At 68.5% G+C, this 19,918-nt stretch carries 11 protein-coding genes and 1 pseudogene; 9 read left to right on the forward strand and 3 right to left on the reverse strand.

What is annotated here, in order from left to right; genetic code table 11:
• Positions 1-498: 498 nt before the first annotated feature.
• The 3 genes from ACZ4N4_RS46080 to ACZ4N4_RS46090 form a co-directional block, all read right to left on the reverse strand.
• Positions 499-1,305 carry an SPDY domain-containing protein gene (locus ACZ4N4_RS46080; protein ID WP_467600879.1) on the reverse strand — a complete coding sequence of 269 codons (807 nt, stop codon included), beginning with the start codon at positions 1,303-1,305 and terminating at the stop codon, positions 499-501.
• Between the two features lie 27 nt (positions 1,306-1,332).
• Entirely contained in the window at positions 1,333-1,623 is a 291-nt protein-coding gene (locus tag ACZ4N4_RS46085; protein ID WP_467600857.1) for a hypothetical protein, read from the reverse strand.
• A gap of 104 nt (positions 1,624-1,727) precedes the next feature.
• A complete protein-coding gene (locus ACZ4N4_RS46090) occupies positions 1,728-2,081 on the reverse strand; it encodes an SPDY domain-containing protein (RefSeq protein ID WP_467600859.1) in 354 nt (117 codons plus the stop codon).
• A gap of 356 nt (positions 2,082-2,437) precedes the next feature.
• On the opposite strand from ACZ4N4_RS46090, the gene ACZ4N4_RS46095 reads away from it, so the two are divergent.
• The 9 genes and pseudogenes from ACZ4N4_RS46095 to ACZ4N4_RS46135 all read left to right on the forward strand — a co-directional run bounded on the left by ACZ4N4_RS46095 (position 2,438) and on the right by ACZ4N4_RS46135 (position 19,680).
• Positions 2,438-2,653: a hypothetical protein gene (locus ACZ4N4_RS46095; RefSeq protein ID WP_467600862.1), complete on the forward strand. Its 216-nt coding sequence runs from the start codon at positions 2,438-2,440 to the stop codon at positions 2,651-2,653.
• 776 nt (positions 2,654-3,429) lie between these two features.
• Positions 3,430-8,724 (forward strand): sacsin N-terminal ATP-binding-like domain-containing protein, encoded by a 5,295-nt coding sequence (locus ACZ4N4_RS46100; RefSeq protein ID WP_467600865.1) that lies wholly within the window; start codon positions 3,430-3,432, stop codon positions 8,722-8,724.
• Positions 8,725-9,315: 591 nt separating this feature from the next.
• Entirely contained in the window at positions 9,316-10,635 is a 1,320-nt protein-coding gene (locus tag ACZ4N4_RS46105; RefSeq protein WP_467600882.1) for an IS630 family transposase, read from the forward strand.
• Positions 10,636-10,707: 72 nt separating this feature from the next.
• Positions 10,708-11,798: pseudogene (locus tag ACZ4N4_RS46110) on the forward strand (IS630 family transposase).
• Between the two features lie 359 nt (positions 11,799-12,157).
• The gene (locus ACZ4N4_RS46115; protein WP_467600867.1) at positions 12,158-12,349 is read left to right on the forward strand and encodes a hypothetical protein; all 192 of its coding nucleotides are present in this window, start codon (positions 12,158-12,160) and stop codon (positions 12,347-12,349) included.
• A 68-nt stretch (positions 12,350-12,417) separates the two neighbouring features.
• Positions 12,418-12,813, forward strand: coding sequence for a CU044_2847 family protein (locus ACZ4N4_RS46120; protein WP_467600870.1), 396 nt, complete (start codon positions 12,418-12,420; stop codon positions 12,811-12,813).
• Positions 12,814-12,884: 71 nt separating this feature from the next.
• The gene (locus ACZ4N4_RS46125; protein ID WP_467600885.1) at positions 12,885-14,789 is read left to right on the forward strand and encodes a VMAP-C domain-containing protein; all 1,905 of its coding nucleotides are present in this window, start codon (positions 12,885-12,887) and stop codon (positions 14,787-14,789) included.
• Positions 14,786-15,823, forward strand: coding sequence for an AAA family ATPase (locus ACZ4N4_RS46130; RefSeq protein ID WP_467600873.1), 1,038 nt, complete (start codon positions 14,786-14,788; stop codon positions 15,821-15,823). Before ACZ4N4_RS46125 ends, ACZ4N4_RS46130 begins: the two co-directional genes overlap by 4 nt.
• A complete protein-coding gene (locus ACZ4N4_RS46135) occupies positions 15,820-19,680 on the forward strand; it encodes an SAV_2336 N-terminal domain-related protein (RefSeq protein WP_467600876.1) in 3,861 nt (1,286 codons plus the stop codon). Before ACZ4N4_RS46130 ends, ACZ4N4_RS46135 begins: the two co-directional genes overlap by 4 nt.
• The last annotated feature ends 238 nt before the right edge of the window (positions 19,681-19,918 follow it).

Genomic DNA, 19,918 nt, shown 5'->3' on the forward strand with positions numbered 1-19,918 from the left:
GCCTTACTCCTGCCCCGACTTGGGGATGCCACGGGCCATAGCGCCAGCCTCGCGATCACAGCGAGCAACCATCGCTTACCGGGAATGACTCACTGAGTGCGGAGTTCAACGGCTGGCTGCTGCTTCTCTTCAATTCGATGCATATGGCTATTCAGCCGCACCGGAACGTGGCACCGCTACGCCATACCTTGGCCACTTCACCCCACTTCAACGGGCCTGCAACTACCACATGCTGAGTGGCACCACTACGCCAAAACGTGGCCACCTTCACTCGCTTGATGCGCTGGCAGTACCACCTGAGAAATCACCACCGCTACCCAGAACCGACCCCACTTGACCCCACTTCTCCCCCTGGAGCCAGACAGACTGCACGCGTTGGCCCCGTATCCCCGGCGGCTCTTTGCCGGCTCAACGAGGCCGCAGACGAAATGCCAGAACCCCGGCCTCCGTTCGGGAGGACCGGGCTTCTCCTGTCGGGTTCAAGGACGCCGTTGATCGCTAGGCCGGCGCCCGCAGCAGTCGCTCCCCTGTGACCGCGGGCAGCACACGGCGCAAGACCGGTGCGGTCGAGCTGAGGGAGGCGGCGAAGGCGGCCACGAGATCGTGCGGGACGCTGGCCGCGAAGGAGGCCGCCCACAGGCACGGTGCGCCGAGCACGGGCTCGACCCATGCCTGCCATCCGACCGGCCCTGTCTCGTCGGCCTCGGCGGCCAGAACCTGCGGGTCGGCGTCCTGAATGAGGGGCGGGACCTCGCCGAGGCTGATGTGCGAGGTGAACGTCGGATCCGTCGCTGCCGCCTGGGGCCGGTCGATGTCGCGGAACCATCCGTGGGCGGCGACGGCGTCAAGGACCAGCTCGGATCCGGCGAGCGGCACGGCAGGCTGGCCGCGGGCATCGAGCGCCACGAGGAAGTCGACCACCGCCTCGCCTGGGACGTCGCGGGTGAAGTAGGCCGACCACTGGGCGAGCGGGCTGCTCGCCTCGGCTCGGGCGGAGATCTGCCAGGCGATCGGTAGCTCGCCCAGGTGGAACGGCTCGTCCGCCAGGCCCCACTGGGCCCATCGCAGGGCGTCTGGGCTGATGTGCAGGACGGTGCTGCGCAGGACCTGGCGGTCCTCCGGTGCCTCGTCCGGCTCGTGCCGTCCGCGGACGATTGTCAGGCTCGTCCAGCCCAGGCCGGCGAGCGTGTCGGCGACGACGTCGTAGAGGCGCCCGTCGTCACCGGCCAGGTGCCGGGGGCCCACCCAGAACGCAGGCTGGCCGCCGCGCGGGGTGAACGAGTCGGGCGGGAAGTCGGGGTACAGGAGCGCCTCCTAGGGCTCGGTGCGGATCTAGTTGCCGCCGGCGCGGCGGCGGGGGCGGCGCGGGGGTGCCTGGACGGGACCCTGCCACGTAAGCTCGATGGCGACCTCCGGTGGCAGGTGGCCGAGCTGTGCGCCTTCGTCACGCCCTTCGGCGAGGTAGACGACGGTCCGGCCTGTCTCGTCGACCGACTGCAGGACCTGCGCCACGCGGTGGGCCATCGGGAAGAACGGGTTCATGGCCTGGCGGACCGGAGCATTCGGGTCGCAGGCGGACAGCAGGTCGATGAGACCGCCGACGGTCATCTCCGGGGACGTCACGAACAGCCTCCTGGGGTGCGGGGAAACGGGTGCGGTGGGACGGGCTGCCGTTCGGACGGCCAGCTCACTCACAGGGCGGGCGCTTTCTGACGGTGTCCGCTCCGTCAGAGGCGGCGCGAGGTCTCCAGCACACGTGCCACGGCGGCGGCTACGATGTCAGCCGGCGTCTCGGTGTCGAACGACACATGGTAGCCGCGGACCTTGGCGGTTCCGGTGACCGCAATCTTCCATCCCTCGCCGTCCGTGCCGGGGCGGCCGAGCGGGAACCAGCCGAGGTAGAACCTGCCGTCCTTGCTGCTGACGTGTACGTCCGCGCGGTCATCGACGATCAAGTTGAAGTCCTCGGCGGAGAACTGGTCCATGACCAGCGTCGGCTGACCGGGGCCGAGCTGCCACTCCCGCAGTCGCAGGGCATCGACGGTGGTGGAGAAACCATGGCCCACAGGGGCTACGGTCACGGGCAATCACCTCACTGACCTGGGGTTTCCTGCAAGGTCGTCTACGTTGACATGCCCTCGCACTCGTTGGCCAGTATTTCCGCGATCTTTCCTGTCTGCCCCCGGCGAACTGTTGTCCGCTGTAGTTGTAGGGTCTGAGATTTCGTGGCCAAATCTCACGGTCGATGGCCAAGCGATGTCAGATCTGACACGAGTTCGAGATTTGCACGTCAGGCCCTGCACTCATATGAGTGAGCGGGTCTGATGCCGCCCCGCTACGGAATCTGCGCCGACGACTGGCCGGAACCCGGGGAGGCGTTCAAAGCTCACCGGCGGCTCCGCGCGGTCAACGGCGGCAGCGACGACGAACAGGAGGCGTGGTGCAGAGCAGTGCGGAGAACATCGATGCTGTGCTCAGGATCGTGGACACCATGGTCGCCTACCAGAAGGCGCACGCCGGCCTACCTGCCGACACGGACGGCCCTGAGGACATGGCCGTGGCGATCGTCGAGGCCCTGGAGCGCGACGACTTCCGCATCGTGGACGTCTTGAGCGGCAGCCGGACCGAGACGCCCACACCCGAACCGGCCTGACGGCACGGCAGCGGGGCGCCAGCCACTCCGGCCGGCGCCCCGCTTGCGTTCTGCACTCCGTGAGCTGGTGGTTAGCCAGCGAGCTGACCAGCCACCAAGCCAGCCGCCCGGTTCGGACACGATCGTGAGACTGGACGGCTGGCCAAGCCGTGAGATACGACGACAACTACCAGGTCACGGCACCGCCGCTGGCCATGGGCGGCGAGACCCTACAGCCATTGTTGGGATCTCAGATGGTGTGGCCAAATTTCACGGCCATTGGCCACGGATCTGAGATCCCCGAGCCACCTTGCTCGCATTTTTGGGTGCAGCGGCCCCCCGCCCGGCCGCACTGTCCGACCTGCGGGCTACGGTCGGGCCATGAGCACGCGCGCGTACGAAGGAATGTCCTGGCCGGAGCCGTCCGGGCCTTACGGCGCAGTCCTGGGGAGAGGAACACGAGCCCTCGCGCCCCCGTAGCCGCCCCGTCGTCCCCGCTCGATGCGAGTGCTCGTCGTACCGACCATCCTGCTCGTGGCCCTCCTGCGGACCCTCGCGAGCGCATCCACTGCGCGGCCCACGTCCGCCACGCCCCCTGCCGTCCCTGACTGGTCGACCTGCCCCAGCAGCCGCCCGCCGCCGAACTGGCCTGGACCCGCGCTGGCCCCGTACCGAGGACACCCGGCAGACACCTGGCTCCGCACCCCGGCACTAGGTGGCTCCACCGTCTTGGTGGCGGCCGTCGCCACCGCCGTACTGCTCACGGCGCTCGCACGCGTCTGAAGGGAAACACGACCATGCCGGACCTCCGCGCCGAAGTGCGTGCGAAGACACTCGACCGCATTACTTCGTACCAGGGGGCCAAAGACCGCTGGAACCTGTTCCGCAGCCTCAAGAACCTCATCGAACAGGCCATCCGCGACTACGAGCACCGCGCCCTGGTGGAGCTCCTGCAGAACGCCCACGACGCTCATGACACGGGCGACTTGGGAGGCCGGGTCCTGATCAGGCTCGACCACGACGAGGGGCCGCACGGCGCGGTGTACGTGGCGAACACCGGGCGGCCCGTCAGCCGCAGCAACTTCGACGCGATCACCGACATCGCCCAGTCGGACAAACGCCCGGAGGAGGGCATCGGTAACAAGGGGATCGGCTTCAAGAGCGTTCTCCAGCTGACCGGAGCACCTCAGGTCTACTCCGTCTCCGAGGAAGGCGGCCGGGTCTTCGACGGCTACCGCTTCACCTTCGCCGACGAGACCTCGCTCAAGGACCTCCTGGACGGCGACGCCACTCTCGCGGCGGAGGTGGCCGCCGACGTCTTCCACCTCTGCCTGCCCGTGCCCCTGGACAGCGTTCCCGACACCGTGAACGCCTTCGCAGCTGACGGATACGTGACCGTGCTGCGCCTGCCGCTGAAGAGCGAGGAGGCCCGGGCCGAGGCGGCCGAACAGCTGACCATGCTGTCCGCCGGCCCGCCGGTGCTGCTCTTCCTGCGCCGGATCGGCTCGCTCACTGTCGAGGAGCGGCAGGACGGCATGGTCGACCGGCGCACCCTGGCCCGGACCGAGCGTGCGGACGCCGAACTCGACCGGCTCACGGTCAGTACGGTGACCGTCGGCGACGGCGGCGCCTTCGTTCTGCTCGACCGGCAGGTGGCGGCTGAGGCTTTCGGCGACGCGGTCGAACGCAGCGTGCTCGGCGACCACATCAGCGAGGGATGGCGCGACTGGCAGGGAGACGCCCGGGTCACGCTCGCGATTCCCGTCGAGGAAGGGTTGACCAAAGGACGCCTCTACACTCACCTGCCGATGGGCGAGCAGGCCGTTGCCCCCCTTCCGGCCCATGTGAACGCGCCCTTCTTCGCGAAGCTGGCCCGCGTGGACCTCGAGAAGACGGTCCCACTCAACGACTTCCTCCTGGACGAGCTGGCTCTCCTCGGGGCCGAGACGCTCCTCGCCTGCTCCGCCGGGACCCTGGAGCTCCCACCGACCCTCTGTGCGGACCTGCTGAGCTGGGACGCATCTATGTCCGACCGGCTGTCCCGGGCCTTCAAGCGCCTCGGACACGAGGTCGGCACCGCCCCGATCATCCCCCTGGCCCCGGGCGCGCGGCCGTGGGCCTCCCTCACGGAGGCCCGGCTCTGGGACGACAAGGACCGGACCCTGTTCACGACCGACCGGCTGAGCCGGGACGCGGACGCCGTACTCGTACACCCGTCCGTCACCGGGCAGCGTGCGGCCCGGCTCGAGAAGGCCATCGCCACGCTCGTCGGCCGCTCACCCCGGCCGCCGGATGAACTACTGGCGAAGTGGGCCGAGAGCCTGGCGCGCAGCCTCGCCAACGCGCCCTTTCGGCCGGAGTTGTGGGCCCGCTTCTACGACGAGCTCGCCGGCTGCATCGAGCGGCCCCGCGCACTCCAGGGCCGCCGCATCCTCATGGACGACGACGGAAAGCTCCGGCTGTGCAACGCGGCCGACGGCAGTGTCAGGCGTGCCACGGCCTTCTTCTCGCCCAGAGCGGACGGCGAGGAACAGGCAGGATCCACGCAGCAAGGCCCCCGCCTTCCACGGTCGCTGCGCCACCGGGTCTTCTTCGTGTCGCGGAACATCCCGTGGAAGAACCGGCTCGGCAGCATCACGATCAAGCAGCGGGGCCGCCGGATGCTCGAAGACGGCGGTCTGGTCAACGAGTACCGCGCCGACGAACTGCTGGCACTGGTCGCCCGCTCCCTTCAGGACAAGCCCACGCCGGAGCTCGCGGCGGAGATCCTCGCCTGGGCCTTCCGGCTCTCCAGGAGCGACACGGCACCGTGGCGGGACATCCAGGCCATGGGGCTGCTCGTCCCCGGCGCCGACGGTGTGTGGATACCCGCCTCGAAGGCCCTGCTCTGTGCCGAGTGGGGCGGAGAACGAGCGAAGCTGCTCGGAGAGCTCATCGACCGCGCGCAGGATGTCTCGGAGGAACTCGCGGTGCTCCGGGGCCGCTTGACCGCACCCCCGGAGCACCAGGCATTCCGGGGCGCGGACCGGGCGGAGTGGCGTGCCTTCCTCGGGCGTCTGGGGGTCGGCGCGGGGCTCTGCCCCGCGCCTGTGCCCCGCTCCACCCTGCGGGCGGACGGCCGTCACTTCACGGACGGCAAGCCCCCGACGATGTCCCTGCCGCAGGCCACCGCGGAAGTCTGGCTGCGCCATGTGGAGAGGGAACCCCCCACGGATCTGCGGCCGTACACCGAGTACGTGGGCCAGACTCCTCTGTATCGGCTGCCCGGCCAGGACGACCACCACCATCTGTCCGACGCCGCGAAGCGGGTGTACGCCCGGCTCGTGGCCGCCGGTTGCTCCGAGTGGGCCGCCGATGCCCTCCACGTCACCGTGCGGCGCTACAACGACCGGTGGGACTCCTTCAGCCTTCCCACGCCGGTGACCGCCTTCCTCGCCGAGGCCGAGTGGATGCCCGTCGCGTCCCCGCGCGAGCGCGCCGACTGGCGCTTCGTACGGCCTGAGGCCGCCTGGACGCACGGGGACGAGGCCGCCCCGTCGTTCGTCCCCTTGCTGCCCTCGGCGCTGCGCCGTGCGTTCCAGGCGAACGACCGTGCGGTCCGTCGCGCAAGAGGCTGGGGACTTGAGCGGTGGGACTCCCCGGAGACCGCCGCGCGTCGGGTCCGCGAGCTCACCGAGCTCTTCCGCGACGGCGCCGTCCCCGAGACGATGACGGCCGCATTCCGCCGGGCGTACGAGGACGCCTGGGCGGAGTGCGCCCAGACGCACCAGGACCCCTACCCCCAGGGCTCGGAGGCGGCGGTCGTCGTCAGCCGGGGCGGTCGGCTCGAAGCTGTCACACTCGCCGACGACACGGACTCCCCGAACACCGTGGATCACCTGTACGTGGAGGACACCGACGCACGTCAGCTCGTCCAGCTCCTCGAACAGCGCGGTGCCCCGTTGCTCCGCATGCGCAACATGCACGGGGGCGCGGTGGCCGCGCTCCTCCAACGGTGCTTCGGCTCGCGCGTCCGGAGGATCTCCCGAGCACGAGTCGAAGTCCGGGTGGACGGAGAGGCGTTCCACGCCGGGACCGCGGGTGACCCGCTGATCACGTCCGAGCGCGACTGGCTCCTCACCCTCGTCGCGGCCGTGATCGACCTGCGCGCCAGCCGCTTCCGCCGCCCCACCGCGGAGTCCGTGCGCCGCGGTTGCGCGATCGCCAAGCGCATCCAGATCGTCCACGCCGGCGTCCTGACCTCCGTCGTGGACGAGATCGCCGAGCGGCCCGGCCACGGCGGCAGACGGTGGCTGGCCGTCCCACACCAGGACACCCCGACTCTCCTGCTTGAGGGGCCCAGCCAGGGCGAGGAGGACCTGCTCCAGCGGTCCGCCGCGGGGATCATGGAACTCCTCCACCATCCCGAACTCGCCGACACCCTCCGCATGGCCCTCCTCGACCTGAACACGGCCGGCTGGGGCCCGGGTCAGAGCCCGGACGCCGACGCGATCGCCGACGTCCTGGGCGAGGACCGGGCCCGGGTGCGCGAGATCACCGCAACCCTGCGACAGCCCCTGGACGCCCTCCTGGACATCTTCGTGCCACTGCTCGCGACACTCGACCTCGAAGCGGCCCACGCCCTCCTGTCCAACGACGAGGCCCTCGCCTCAGAGATCGAACTGGACCGCTGGCTCGCCGCCCGGCTGACGCCGACGGACCACCGGACGCTGCGGGCGGCGGCCCGCCACCCCGACCTGGACACCGCCCGCAGGGCCATGTCGCTGTCGCTCCGCGAGCTCAACGCCGCGATCGCCGCCCTCGGTTCGACCTACCGGCCGCTGCGCAACGCCGAGGGCATCGAGCAGGAGTTCCGGCACTTCGTCGCCGGCCGGCGACGAAGCATCCTGGACGCGCTGCGGGTCGGCTTCCTGGACGCGTTCCGGTCCGGAGCCCCCCTGACCTCGTACGCCGAGAACCGGAATTTGACCGGACTCGTGCCGGACACCGCCTGGGCGGACGAACACCTCCATCTGGAGACCGCCCTCATGCAGGCGCACGTCGACCGCTGGCTCACCGGACTCGGGGCCCCGCCGCTCGGTACGGACGCGGGGCTGACGCCCGTGGACGAACTCCGGCTGACCAACCGGCCCCTCCTCCTGGAACGGCTGAAGCGCGCGCGGACCCTGATCCACGCGTGGGAGGCCGCGCACGGCGAGCCCCTCTCCGGCCTCCCGGGGGACCCGGAGAACCTCACGACCGAGGCCACCGCCGCCGGGCTGCTCGACTTTTTCCCGCTCGACGACGCCACGACGCTGCGCTGGCTCCGAACCGGGGACCGCTGGCCCGCCGCCGTCCCGCTCGCCCTGACACCCGGAGACCTCGGCCTGACGACTGGTCAGCTGGACGACGCCGAACGGCAGGAGAAGAGGGAGCGGCGGCTGCGGCAGGAGGAGCGGCGGCACATCGTGGTGGACCGCACGAGGATGTCGGCGGAGGAGGACAACTACCACGCGATCGTGGAGGCCGTACGGGGCGGCCTCACCCCCGAGTTCCTCGGCTCCGCGGGCGACGCCCCGCTCGTCGCACTGGGCCAGCAGACACAGCGGCTCCCCGGCGCCGGGCGCCCCGGATTCTCCGCTGGCCGACGGGGCAAGCTCTCCGACACACAGGCGCTCGCGGTCGGACTCGCGGGGGAGGTCGCCGCCCTCGCCTGGCTCATGAACCGGTACGACGCCGTGGACGAGAGCGCGTGGGTGTCGGGCTACCGCAACAAGGTCCTGGGTGACGGCACGGGCGACGACACGCTCGGCTACGACCTCATCGTCGAGAGGAAACGGTCGAGCCTGCTCTTCGAGGTGAAGTCCTCGGCCGGAGGCGAGGGGGAGTTCGTCCTCTCGCCCACCGAGATTGCCCGGGCGCGCTCCCTGAAGAAGCGAGAGACATACCACATCCTGTACGTCTCCCACGCCCTCGACGCCGACCTGCGGAAGATCCACCTCCTACCCAACCCGCTCCACCCCCGGTCGGCCCACTTCTTCCGCTCGGTCGGCGAGGGCCTGCGCTACAGGTTCCAGCTGTCGCGGACGGGTGAGCGCCGGACGGGGACCTGAGCGAAATAAATGCTTGGCAACCCAATCCAGTCGGGCCAAGTCAACGCACTGATCGCGACCAACCCAGCTGTCAAATGACAACTTCATGGTCCGGCGTTGTGGCGTGCGCCAGCCTCATGTGGGCATGGGGCCAGCCAGTTGTCGCTTGGTCGGTCCATCCAGTCCGAAGTCCCATGTCGAGGATTTGGACACGGTCGTGAGACTGAACGGCTGGACACGAGCATGAGACTCCATAAAAGCCGCAGTTCGGAGTCCCTTCGTAGGACGTGAGCCGCGAGATCCTACAGTCATTGTGGGATCTCAGATTCTGTGTCGGAATCTCACGAGTGATAGCGGATCGGAGTCGGATCCGACGCGGAGCTGAGATCCGTAGGTGTCCCGTCTCATCGGAGCTGGCAGACTCTCAAGGAACCGGGGCGGATTCCCAAAGGGGGTGTCGCTGAGGGCTCGATTCTCACGGCACCTGTCAGTTCCATCGCTCGGGAGGGTGAGGATCTCCGCTGCCGCTCGACCGATGTCTGGTGTGATGCGCCAGAAATCCTGAAGGTTAGTTACTACCCTGTTGGCATGTCGCCTTCGGGGCCTTCTGCTGTGGAGATCACGCTGTCCGAGGCCGAGCGTGCCGAGTTGGTGCGCCGGACGGAATTGCCGCACCGGCGGTCAGCGGAGAAGGCCCGCATCATCCTGGCGTGTGCTGACGGTATGTCAAACGCGGCTGTGACGCGGGTCGTTGGTGTTCAGGCCAAGACGGTGGGCAAGTGGCGTCGGGCTTTCGCCGCGGAGCGGATGGTCGGGCTTGAGGACGCTGGTTGGATCGGCCGGCCGAAGGCCGACCTGGTCCTGGACGATGCTGAGCGCAGGCAGTTGACGCAGTGGGCGCGCCAGGCGAAGACCGCCCAGTTCCTCGCGTTACGGGCCAAGATCGTGCTGCGCTGCGCGGAGGGCGGGACGAACCAGCAGGTCGCGGCCGACCTCGGCATCGACAGGTCGACCGTGGACCGCTGGCGGGCTCGGTTCATCGCGAAACGCCTCGACGGTCTGCAGGACGAGCCCCGCTCGGGCCGGCCGCCCTCGATCCTCCTCGACCAGGTCGAGGAGGTCGTCGTGGCCACCCTGGAGTCGGTCCCGGGCCAGGACACTCACTGGTCACGGGCCTCGATGGCTCAGCGCACCGGCCTGTCGAAGTCGACCATCGGCCGGATCTGGAAGCGGTTCGACCTCAAGCCCCACCTGCAGGACTCCTTCAAGCTGTCCACCGATCCACAGTTCGTCGCCAAGGTCGTCGACGTTGTGGGCCTGTACCACCACCCGCCAGAGAAAGCGGTCGTGCTCTGCGTGGACGAGAAATCCCAGATCCAGGCACTGGACCGGTCCCAGCCGGTGCTTCCGATGATGCCGGGTATGCCCGAACGCCGGACCCACGACTATCTGCGGCACGGCATCACCAGCCTGTTCGCCGCCTTCAACATCGCCGACGGCACCGTCATATCGGCACTGCACCGCCGCCACCGCGCGATCGAGTTCAAGAAGTTTCTGATCCGGATCGACAAAGCGGTGCCCGCCGGGCTCGACGTCCATCTCGTCTGCGACAACTACGCCACCCACAACACCGCCGAGATCAGGACGTGGCTGGGCAGACACCCGCGCTTTCACGTCCACTTCACCCCCACCGGCTCCTCCTGGATGAACCAGGTGGAGCGGTGGTTCGGTCTGCTGACCGACAAGCTCATCCGCCGCGGCGTCCACACCTCCGTGAAGGCACTGGAGGACGACATCACCGCATGGATCGACACCTGGAACAAGAACCCGCGGCCCTTCACCTGGACCAAGACCGCCGACGAGATCCTCAACTCCCTCGCCGACTACCTCACCAAAGTCGGAACCGATAGCCAGAAGACAGGGCAGAACTAACCTTCAGGATTTCTGGCGCATCACACTAGTCTTCTGAGTCAGGAATTCTGTTCAGATGTGTAGGCTTGCTCCATGGCGCGGACGGGGCGGCCGAAGGCCGAGTTGACGCTGTCGGACGAGGAACGGGCCGCACTCGAGGGGTGGGTGCGGCGGCATTCCACGCCGCAGGCATGGGCATTGCGGTGTCGGATCATCCTGGCCTGCGCCGAGGGTGCGTCCAACAAGGACGTGGCTGCTGAACTCGGCTGCACGCCTCATGCGGTGGGCCGCTGGCGGGCCCGGTTCGTGCAGTACCGGATCGCCGGTCTCGGAGACATGCCACGTCCGGGCGGCCCCAGGACAGTGACGGACGAACAGGTCGCCGCGGTGATCGCCAGGACACTGGAATCCACTCCGAAGAACGCGACGCACTGGTCGACGCGGTCTATGGCCAAAGAGATGGGCCTCTCACAGTCGTCCGTGTCACGGATCTGGCGGGCCTTCGGACTGCAGCCGCACCGATCGGAGACCTTCAAGCTGTCGACCGACCCGTACTTCGTCGACAAGGTCCACGATGTCGTCGGCCTCTACCTGGACCCGCCAGAGCGGGCCTTGGTGTTCTGTGTCGACGAGAAGTCGCAGATCCAGGCCCTGGACCGGTCCCAGCCCGTATTGCCGATGATGCCCGGGGTTCCCGAGCGGGCGACGCATGACTACGTCCGGGCCGGCACCACCACCCTGTTCGCGGCTCTTGAGGTCGCCACCGGAAAAGTGATCGGCTCCCTGCACCGTCGGCATCGGGCCGAGGAGTTCAAGAAGTTCTTGATCAAGCTCGACAAAGAGGTGCCTGCCGGCCTGGATGTCCACCTCGTCTGCGACAACTACGCCACCCACAAGACCCCCGCCCTCAAGAAGTGGCTCCTGGCCCACCCCGCTTCCACCTGCACTTCACACCGACCGGCTCGTCCTGGCTGAACCTCGTCGAGCGATGGTTCGCCGAACTGACCAACAAACAGATACGGCGAGGCGTCCACAGGTCCGTCCAAGCCCTGGAGAAGGACATCCGCAACTGGATCGCCGCCTGGAACACCGATCCGAAGCCCTACGTCTGGACGAAGACGGCGGACGAGATCCTCGAACGCCTCGCCAGTTATCTGAACAGAATTCCTGACTCAGAAGACTAGCGAGAAGCCGCGATCGATTGCGACGCCGCACCCCGGCCGTCGCAGTCAAGTTGGCAACGCCGCAGCTCCCAACAAGATCAAGAGACACCTGCACTGCGACAGGACAGTAGGTCGCGGCTGGACCTCGTGCGTCGCCGCGTCGGCGGGAGCACCGTGCTGTCGAGGACAGTCCGACCCGGGGGTGGGTATAGAAAGCGACAGTTTGCTTCCGTGGGCACGGCGGCGGAGTTGAGGAACGGCCTTGGGAATCTGTGGCAGCGGTGTCGCTCCAGTCGGCCGCCCCTTGGCGGATGTTTCGCTGGCAGAACGGGCAGAAACACTGTTCCGGCACATGCTGGTCGGCGACGCTCCGGGATCACGTGATCTACGAATCGCGTTTGGAGCTCGCCCGGCTGCTGGTCGCCGACTTCGATCCTTTGGTGCGCGGCATCGTGGCCCAACCGTTCCTGCTGAAGGTCGCGCCGATGGGGAGTGTCGTGTGGATCAGGCCGGCTCCGGGAGACGGCACCGTGCGGTCGAGCGTGACCCCGGCACGAGGCAGTGATTTGTGATCGGTCTTCGGAATCGACGCACGGCTCGTACGATGTGACCTGCCACACGTAGCAGTTGAGGGGGAGTCATGTCGCAGCTCGTGCGCTTGCAGATGCCGGACGAGAGGGTCATCTGGGCAACGGTCGACGAAGGCGTCGACGGGCCGAGCGACTCGGGTCTCGGCGAGCGGATCACGGAAAAGCTCGACGGGTTCCAGGAGGCGCTCCAGACCGTCGCCTCCAATGTGCGCAATGCGGTGGCGTCGGCCCGCCCCGACGAGACCAGTGTCGAGTTCGGTCTAGAACTGGCCGTTGGTGAGGCCGGCATTGTCGCCGCAGTAGTCGGCGGCAGCGGCAAGGCGGCGTTCAAGGTGACGTTGACCTGGAACGGCCAGGGGCTACCCGCCACACCGGCGACACCGGTCGTGCCACCGCAGCCGGCACAGCCCCCGGCCGTACCCCCGGTGCCACCGGTTCAGGACTGAGGCCGTCCGCTGTGCGTAGGCCCTCACCCCTGTCCCTTCTTCAGGAACACCTAGGCTCCTGTCGCGTGCGCGTGCAGGGGGTTTCGCAGGGGACGGGTTTCTTCGTCGCCCCGGGCCACGTTGTGACCTGCGCCCATGTGGCGGGGGCGCAGCCAGGGACTCGGTTGCCCGTCTTCTGGGAGGACACGGAGTTCGAGGGAATCGTGCTGACCGCGTCGGCCCCGCCCAAGGGCAGGGAGCTGTGGCCGTTTCCGGATCTGGCTGTCGTACGGCTCCTCGACGCCCCCTCGGGTCACCCGTGTGTCTGGCTCGATACCGTGCCTCCTTCGCATGACGCCGGCCTGACCGCGATCGGCTTCTCCGACGTCTATGAGCCCGGCAGCGCGTCCGAGCGCTCCGCCGCCCTCGTCCGCGGGGGCACCCAGAAACTGCAGGTCGGCGAGATGCTGGAGCTAGTGGGCGGCGAGGTCAACAAGGGGCTGTCCGGTGGCCCGGTGCTGAGCCACGAGTCCGGTGGTGTCTGCGCGATCGTCAAGGCGACCAGACTGCGGAACACATCCATGGGAGGTCTGGGTACCCCCGTAAGCGCCCTGAGGCTGCTGGACCCGGACGTCTACCGCAACCTCATCCGGGCACACGACGCCTTTCACGGGCAGGACGACCGATGGTCCCGGCTGTCCGACCGCGTCATGAGGCATGACGCGGGCGGGGCCGACGAGGGCCTCGACACGGCGCTCAACTCCACCGAAGAGCGGCAACTGCTGGCACTCATCTCCCAGTTGCCGGAGGACCCGATGGACGAGACCCTCTCCGGTACGAGCAACCATCTCGCCGCGTTCTTCGCCGCGGCCGTCGAAGGCGCCCTCCCGCCCGCGCCGTACCCGCTGCTGGACCACCGTGACGTCTTCACCGAACTGGCCGCCCAGATGCCGCCCGAGGACGGTGGGCTTCCCTACGAGCTGGCCTTCGCCGCCGACCTCACCCGCCGGGGCGCGACAGCGGGGCCGGCCTGGCAAGGCGCTGTCCAGCAGCTGCGCGACCGAGTGCTGATCACGGCGGGCAGGCTGGGACTCGGTGACACGATGCAGCAACGTCTGGCCGAGCGGCCCGGGCCGAAAGCCCAGCCCTCGATCATCGGCAGGATTCGACACTCCATGCGCGACCGGCAGCTGTACCACGTCATGGTGTGGCGATACCGTTCGGCGAGCGACATCAGTCCGGCCGCCCCGGAGTCGGACGCACTTCCCCTGGACCGGGCGGTTAAGCATCTGGCGGAGCTGCTGCCCGCGCAGATCGAGATCATGGGTGGGGCCACCAGCCCCGGTCTGATCGAGTTGATCCTTCCCGTGGAGGCACTCGACGAAGGCTTCGCCGATCTCAAGCTCTGGCCGCAGTTGCCTTGGTTCTCGCTGGGCCGCAAGCAACGGGTGGTCGTCCGGCCGCTGGAGCGACACGAGGCGCCCTCGTTGCATGCGGCGTGGGCTGAGCGCTGGCAGCAACTGGACGGCAAGGCGGTCGGCGACATGATGGTGTGCGTGTGCGGCCGAGGTGACCAGCATCAGGCCGCGCTGGACGCCTCGTTCGACAACGACCCGGCATTGGGCGCGCTCGCGCTCGCGGGTACGCCGCAGTCGCCACCGGTCTCGGACGCCTACCAGGTGGCCGTCGCGTCCGGAGTACCGATGATGATGTGGCGGCGGGGCAGCCCGGCCTGTGAGCGTGCCGACGGCGACAGGTGCGGGGCGCCGGGCCGTCGGGCCTGCCGCAACGGATTCTTCACCGAGCTGTGTGCCTCCTTGGACGATGCGCGGCGGGACAACCTGCCCGAGCGGATCCGCCGGTTGCGCGTCGATGCGGAGAAGCCCCCGAAGAGGGAGGGGCACCTCGGTGGCGACATCGTTCTGCTGTGGGACGACCCGCGGCGCCAAATCCCTCGATCGCCTTTGGCCCCGGCCCAGGAAGGACGCTCCCGATGAGCGAGTGGCGGATCTATCAAGGTGTGCGTGAGCCGCACGACGGCATCGATCGCCTGCCGGCCCCGCCGCCGTGGCGGGACTTCGAACAGACCGGTGAGGTGACGCCGTTCGACCGGGACGTTGAGTCCCACGGGGACCGGAGACTGCCGAAGGCCGACGCGTACAAGGCCGAGGAGGTCACGGTCGAGGCGGTGAACACGGCCCTCTACTTGCGCCGCCCCCTGCTGGTGACGGGCGATCCCGGCGTAGGCAAGTCCACGCTGGCCTACGCGGTCGCCCGGGAACTGAAGCTGGGCACGGTGCTGCGCTGGCCGATCAACAGCAAGACCGGACTGCGCGACGGTCTCTATCACTACGACTCCCTGGGCCGTCTGGAGGACGCCGGAGTCTCCCGCGCGGCCAGGGACGCCCCACCGGGTCCCGAGGAGGAAGAGGAGCGCGCCACGGACATCGGGCGCTACCTGCGGCTCGGGCCGCTCGGGACGGCCCTGGCGCCGTACGCGTTGCCGCGCGTCCTGCTCATCGACGAGATCGACAAGAGCGACATCGACCTGCCAAACGACCTCCTCGATGTCTTCGAGGAAGGCATGTTCGAGATCCCGGAGCTCTCCCGGGTGGCCGACAGACATCCCACGGTCCGGGTCCGCCCGGCGGACGACGGCGAACCGGTCAAGGTCGTGAGCGGCAAGGTACGCTGCCGCACCTTCCCCTTCGTCATCCTGACGAGCAACGGCGAACGCGAGTTCCCACCCGCGTTCCTTCGCCGCTGTGTCAGGCTCAATCTCCCCGCCGTCGACAGCGACGAACGGCTGCGGACGATCGTGAAGGCGCATCTCCCCACTGCGGCCGAGGACGTGGACGAAGTCATTAACCGGTTCCTCAGCCACGCTGCTTCCGGCGAGCTGGCCACCGACCAGCTTCTCAACGCCGTCTACCTGGTGAGCCGTACGACAGGTGACGGTGCGCCGAGCCTCGATCGGCTCAGCGAACTGGTCTTCCAGCATCTCAATACGACGGTTCCGGCGAAACAGTGATCGAGCGGCTCGGTGCGTTGCTCGCCGACCTGTGTCCGGCAGAGCAGCCGCCCACACCTCGCGAGGTCGCCGAACTCATCTGGCTGGCACGGCACTTGCCCGAAGAGAGGGGGCGGACCTCGTCGACCGCCGTGCCGACCGGTGGACGTTCGACGCCGCCCACCCTGGAAGGCGGCACCGAACAGGAGCCACCAGAGGCCGGTGACGACGACCGCTCCGAGTCCGAGGCCACGCGGTTGTACGTGCCCAGGCGCCCCTTCCCGGACGGAGAGGAGGAGCCACAGGTCGAACAGGCGGCGCCGGTCCGCGTCACGGGACCGCCGACGCTGCCGCGCCGCCGCGAACTGGCGCGTGCTCTGCGCCCGCTCAAACGACGCGTTCCCTCCGGGGTCCGGACTGTCCTGGACGAGGACGCCACCGTCAGCCGGATCGCCGATCACGATCACTGGATCCCGGTCCTCGCACCGGCGGCGGACCGATGGCTCGACGTTCGGATCGTCCTGGACTCCTACGGTGAGAGCGCCGTCTTCTGGGAGCCGCTCGCTCGCGAGCTGCGCACGTTGCTGCTCCAGCTCGGCGCGTTCCGCGATGTCCGGCTGCACTGTCTGGCCCCCCGCGGCGACGGCGACCCCGGGATCGGAACAGGAACAGGTTCGTCACCGTCGTTGCAGGCGCTTCGCTCGACGGGGTCGCTCGTCGATCCGACCGGCCGCACGGTGACCCTGGTCCTCACGGACGGCGTGGCACCGGCCTGGCGCACCGGCCCGATGCTCGAGGCGCTGCGGACGTGGGCGGACCACGGCCCGACAGCCGTTCTCCAGACCCTCCCCGAGAACGTGTGGGCACGGACAGCCCTGGCACCCGAACCAGGGCGCTTTCGCAGCACAGAGGCGGGTAGTCCCAATTCCCGTTTGTTGTATGCGGGTTACGGGCTGCGGCCACCCGTTGTGGGACACCGCGTCCCGGTACCGGTGCTGGGGGTCACTCCGGAATGGCTGGGGCCGTGGGCACACGCGATCGCGCAACCGGCCGCGTTCGACGGAGCGGCCATGCTGCTGCCCGTGTCACCCGTGTCTCCGCACCACCGCGTCGATGCGCCCGGGGACATCGACATACCCGACCGGAGCATCACGTTCGAGGACTTCCAGGCCCAGGCGCAGCCGGATGTCCTCCGACTCGCCGCGTATCTCGCCGCCGCCCCGCTCAATCTCGGGGTGATGCGGACTGTGCAGTCCGCGATGCTGCCAGCCAGCCCGCTGTCCGACCTGGCGGAGATCGTCTACAGCGGACTGCTGCGAAAGGTGAACGGCGGCAGCCGCCCGAACGACGCGCTGAACCATGCCTACGAGTTCGTTCCGGGCGTACGGGAGCGCCTGCTGAGCACCATCCGGCGGGACGAGGCCGACGAAGTGATCGCCGCGGTTTCGGCGTACGTGGACCGGAACGCTCCGACGAGCGGCGCTCGTTTCACGGCCGCCGTGCGGGACCCCGACGGAACGCTCGCCCTGCCGATCGGCGCGCGTCACTGGGCGGAGGTGCACAACCTCGTACGCCGACGACAGGGCAGGCACATGGTCCCGGCGACACCGCGCGTACGGACGCCGGTGGACGACCTGGTGCTGAAGCCCTCGACAGAATCCGCAGGGCAGATCTCGGTCCCATCTGGCTCGGACACGGAGGGGCGCCGCTTCCTCGTAACCATCGGTGTCTCGCGTCATGAGGACCCGTCGCTGAGTGACCTCCCTGGCGTGCGGCCGGGCATCGTGCGTGTGCACGACATCTTCGACAGGCTTGGCTACGCACACGTACTGCTCGAACTGGCCGCCGATCCGAAACGCGCCGAGCTGGTGCAGGGCCTGCGTGAATGGGCTGTCGACGCCTCACTGGGTCCCGCCGACGTGGTCGTCGTGTACTTCGCCGGAAACGCCGAGCGTGTGGGCGGGCAAATGCGTTTGCTGGCCTCCGACAGCGTGCGACAGGACACGCGCACCACCTTGATCCCCGAGGTGGCGTTCGAGGGCCTGCTCCGCAGCGGAGTCGGGCATCTGCTGCTCCTCATGGACACGTGTGTCGGCGATCCGGATGTCGCCGGCGACGACGTCTTTCGGCGGCTCGTCCGTTCCTCTCGGCACGGCGTCGAGCTGTCAGTGCTCAGCGTTTCCGTCAGTTACGAGTCGGAGGAGGGAAGCCGGTTCATCGAGGCGCTGGCTCACGCATTGTCCGTTATTCCCGTGACCGTCGGCAGTGGCCGCTTCATCGATCTGAGCGAGGTGCGGCGAAAAATGTCGGAGTTCCTCGGCTCACGGTATGGCGGAGCAGGCGGGGAGGTTTTTCTCTCCACGTCGGGTGCGGCAGAGCAGCCGTTCTTCCCGAACCCGGAGCGCTACGACGTGTTCGTCTCGTACGCGCATGAGGACGGGCAATGGGCGGTCACGTTGGCCGAAGATCTTCAGCGGCGAGGGCTTGAGGTGTGGCTCGACCGCTGGGAACTGTCCCCTGGACAGGATGTGGCCGCAGGCTTGCGGGACGGGCTGGCGAAGGCCAATGCGATGGTGGCCGTGGTGAGTCCGGGGTGGCTGACTTCCGAGTGGGCCACCAGGGAGTTCGAGGCGGCCACCGCGGACGGCCGCACGCGGGTGTTCCCGGTGCTCTGGGGGGGTATGACGAGAGTCCCCTCCTTCATCGCCGAGTGGGAGTACTTCGACTTCCGTGGAGGGATGACGCCGGATGAGTACGAGGAAAGTCTTCGGCAACTAGTACGCGCGATCCGGGCGTCGCCGGCCTCCGCACGCCCGGCGGTTCCGCCCGCGGCGTTGTCCTGGCTCATCCGGCCGAAGCACGACAGCGGGACCCGCACGGGGCCGCGTGACTCCTTCACGCTGTTCGGCCATCCGACCGACTGCCACATCTACGAAGGTGACGGAACCCGCCCCATCAAAGAGGAGAACGTCCGCATCCGCTACACCCCGGAGCGCGTGACGTTCCCCGAGGAGATCGCAGGCTGGCGACGGACGATCGAGGACGAGGAGCGGCAGAAGGAGGCGGCGGGCCGACCACACAGCTGGAACTCCCGCCGCTTCGCCGTCGACGGACTGACCGTCTCCCGCACTCACATCGGCGAGTCGCCGATCGTCACGCTCTCGCTACGGGATGCCGACTACTTCGACTTCCTGACCGCGTCCCTCAACCTCGACCGCCCGCAGACGAACGGGCTAACTCTGCGCCAGCAGTACCTGGAAAACCAGGACCCCGTCCAGGCCCCGTCGTTCATGTCCTGCGGCTTCGGGGTTCACGTGGCCGTGCGGACCCGCAGGGACGGCAAGATGTTGTTCTCGCACCGCAGCGGCAACGTCGCGGGACCGAACCGCTCACGCTGGAACTCTTCGGCGAACGTAGGCATGGCGCTCAACGATGACCTCGGGCCAGACAGGCGGATCAGCTTGCACGCCGTGGCCCGGCGCGCCCTGCACGAGCAACTGGCGATTCAGGCGGCGGACAGCCTCGACCTCGAACTTCTCGGCTTCGGCCTGGACCTCCGGAACAACCAGTGGGCGGCCTTCTTCAGCGCGGAACTCCACGACCTTGACGAGCGGGCACTGCGCCAGCGATGGGCCCGCGGAATCGAGGACAAGTGGGTGCACGACGAGTACGACTTCGTGCCTGCCGACCCCGACTCCGTGCTTTCGTTCCTGCTGAACAAACACGTCGACACATGGACGCCGTGTGCCCCGGCCGTGTACTACCTGGCCTTGGTCCGTGCCGCCGTACGCAGCCGCGACGGTGACCCGGCGGGACGCGTCGACGTCGACGTCGCGGCGCAACGGGTGCTGCGGGCGGCGGGGGCGGCGGACGGCTGAGGTCAGATGTCAGCCGGACAGCCCAGCGTGCTTGCGCGGATCGAGCGCGGTGAGACGGTGGACTTCGGGCCGTACTAGGTCGACCGACAGGGGGTGCGGGCCGGAAGGACGCGGCTGCCTGGTCGGAGATCGCTGATGCGCTAACTGATCGTTTCAGAATGACGTGCTTGGTCAGATGGTTGTGCGCTGCGAGGATGCGTTCTCGACTGAGCGGCGAGGATGGGGGCAGGTCGTGACG

The organism is Streptomyces sp. NPDC026538 (assembly GCF_055567535.1).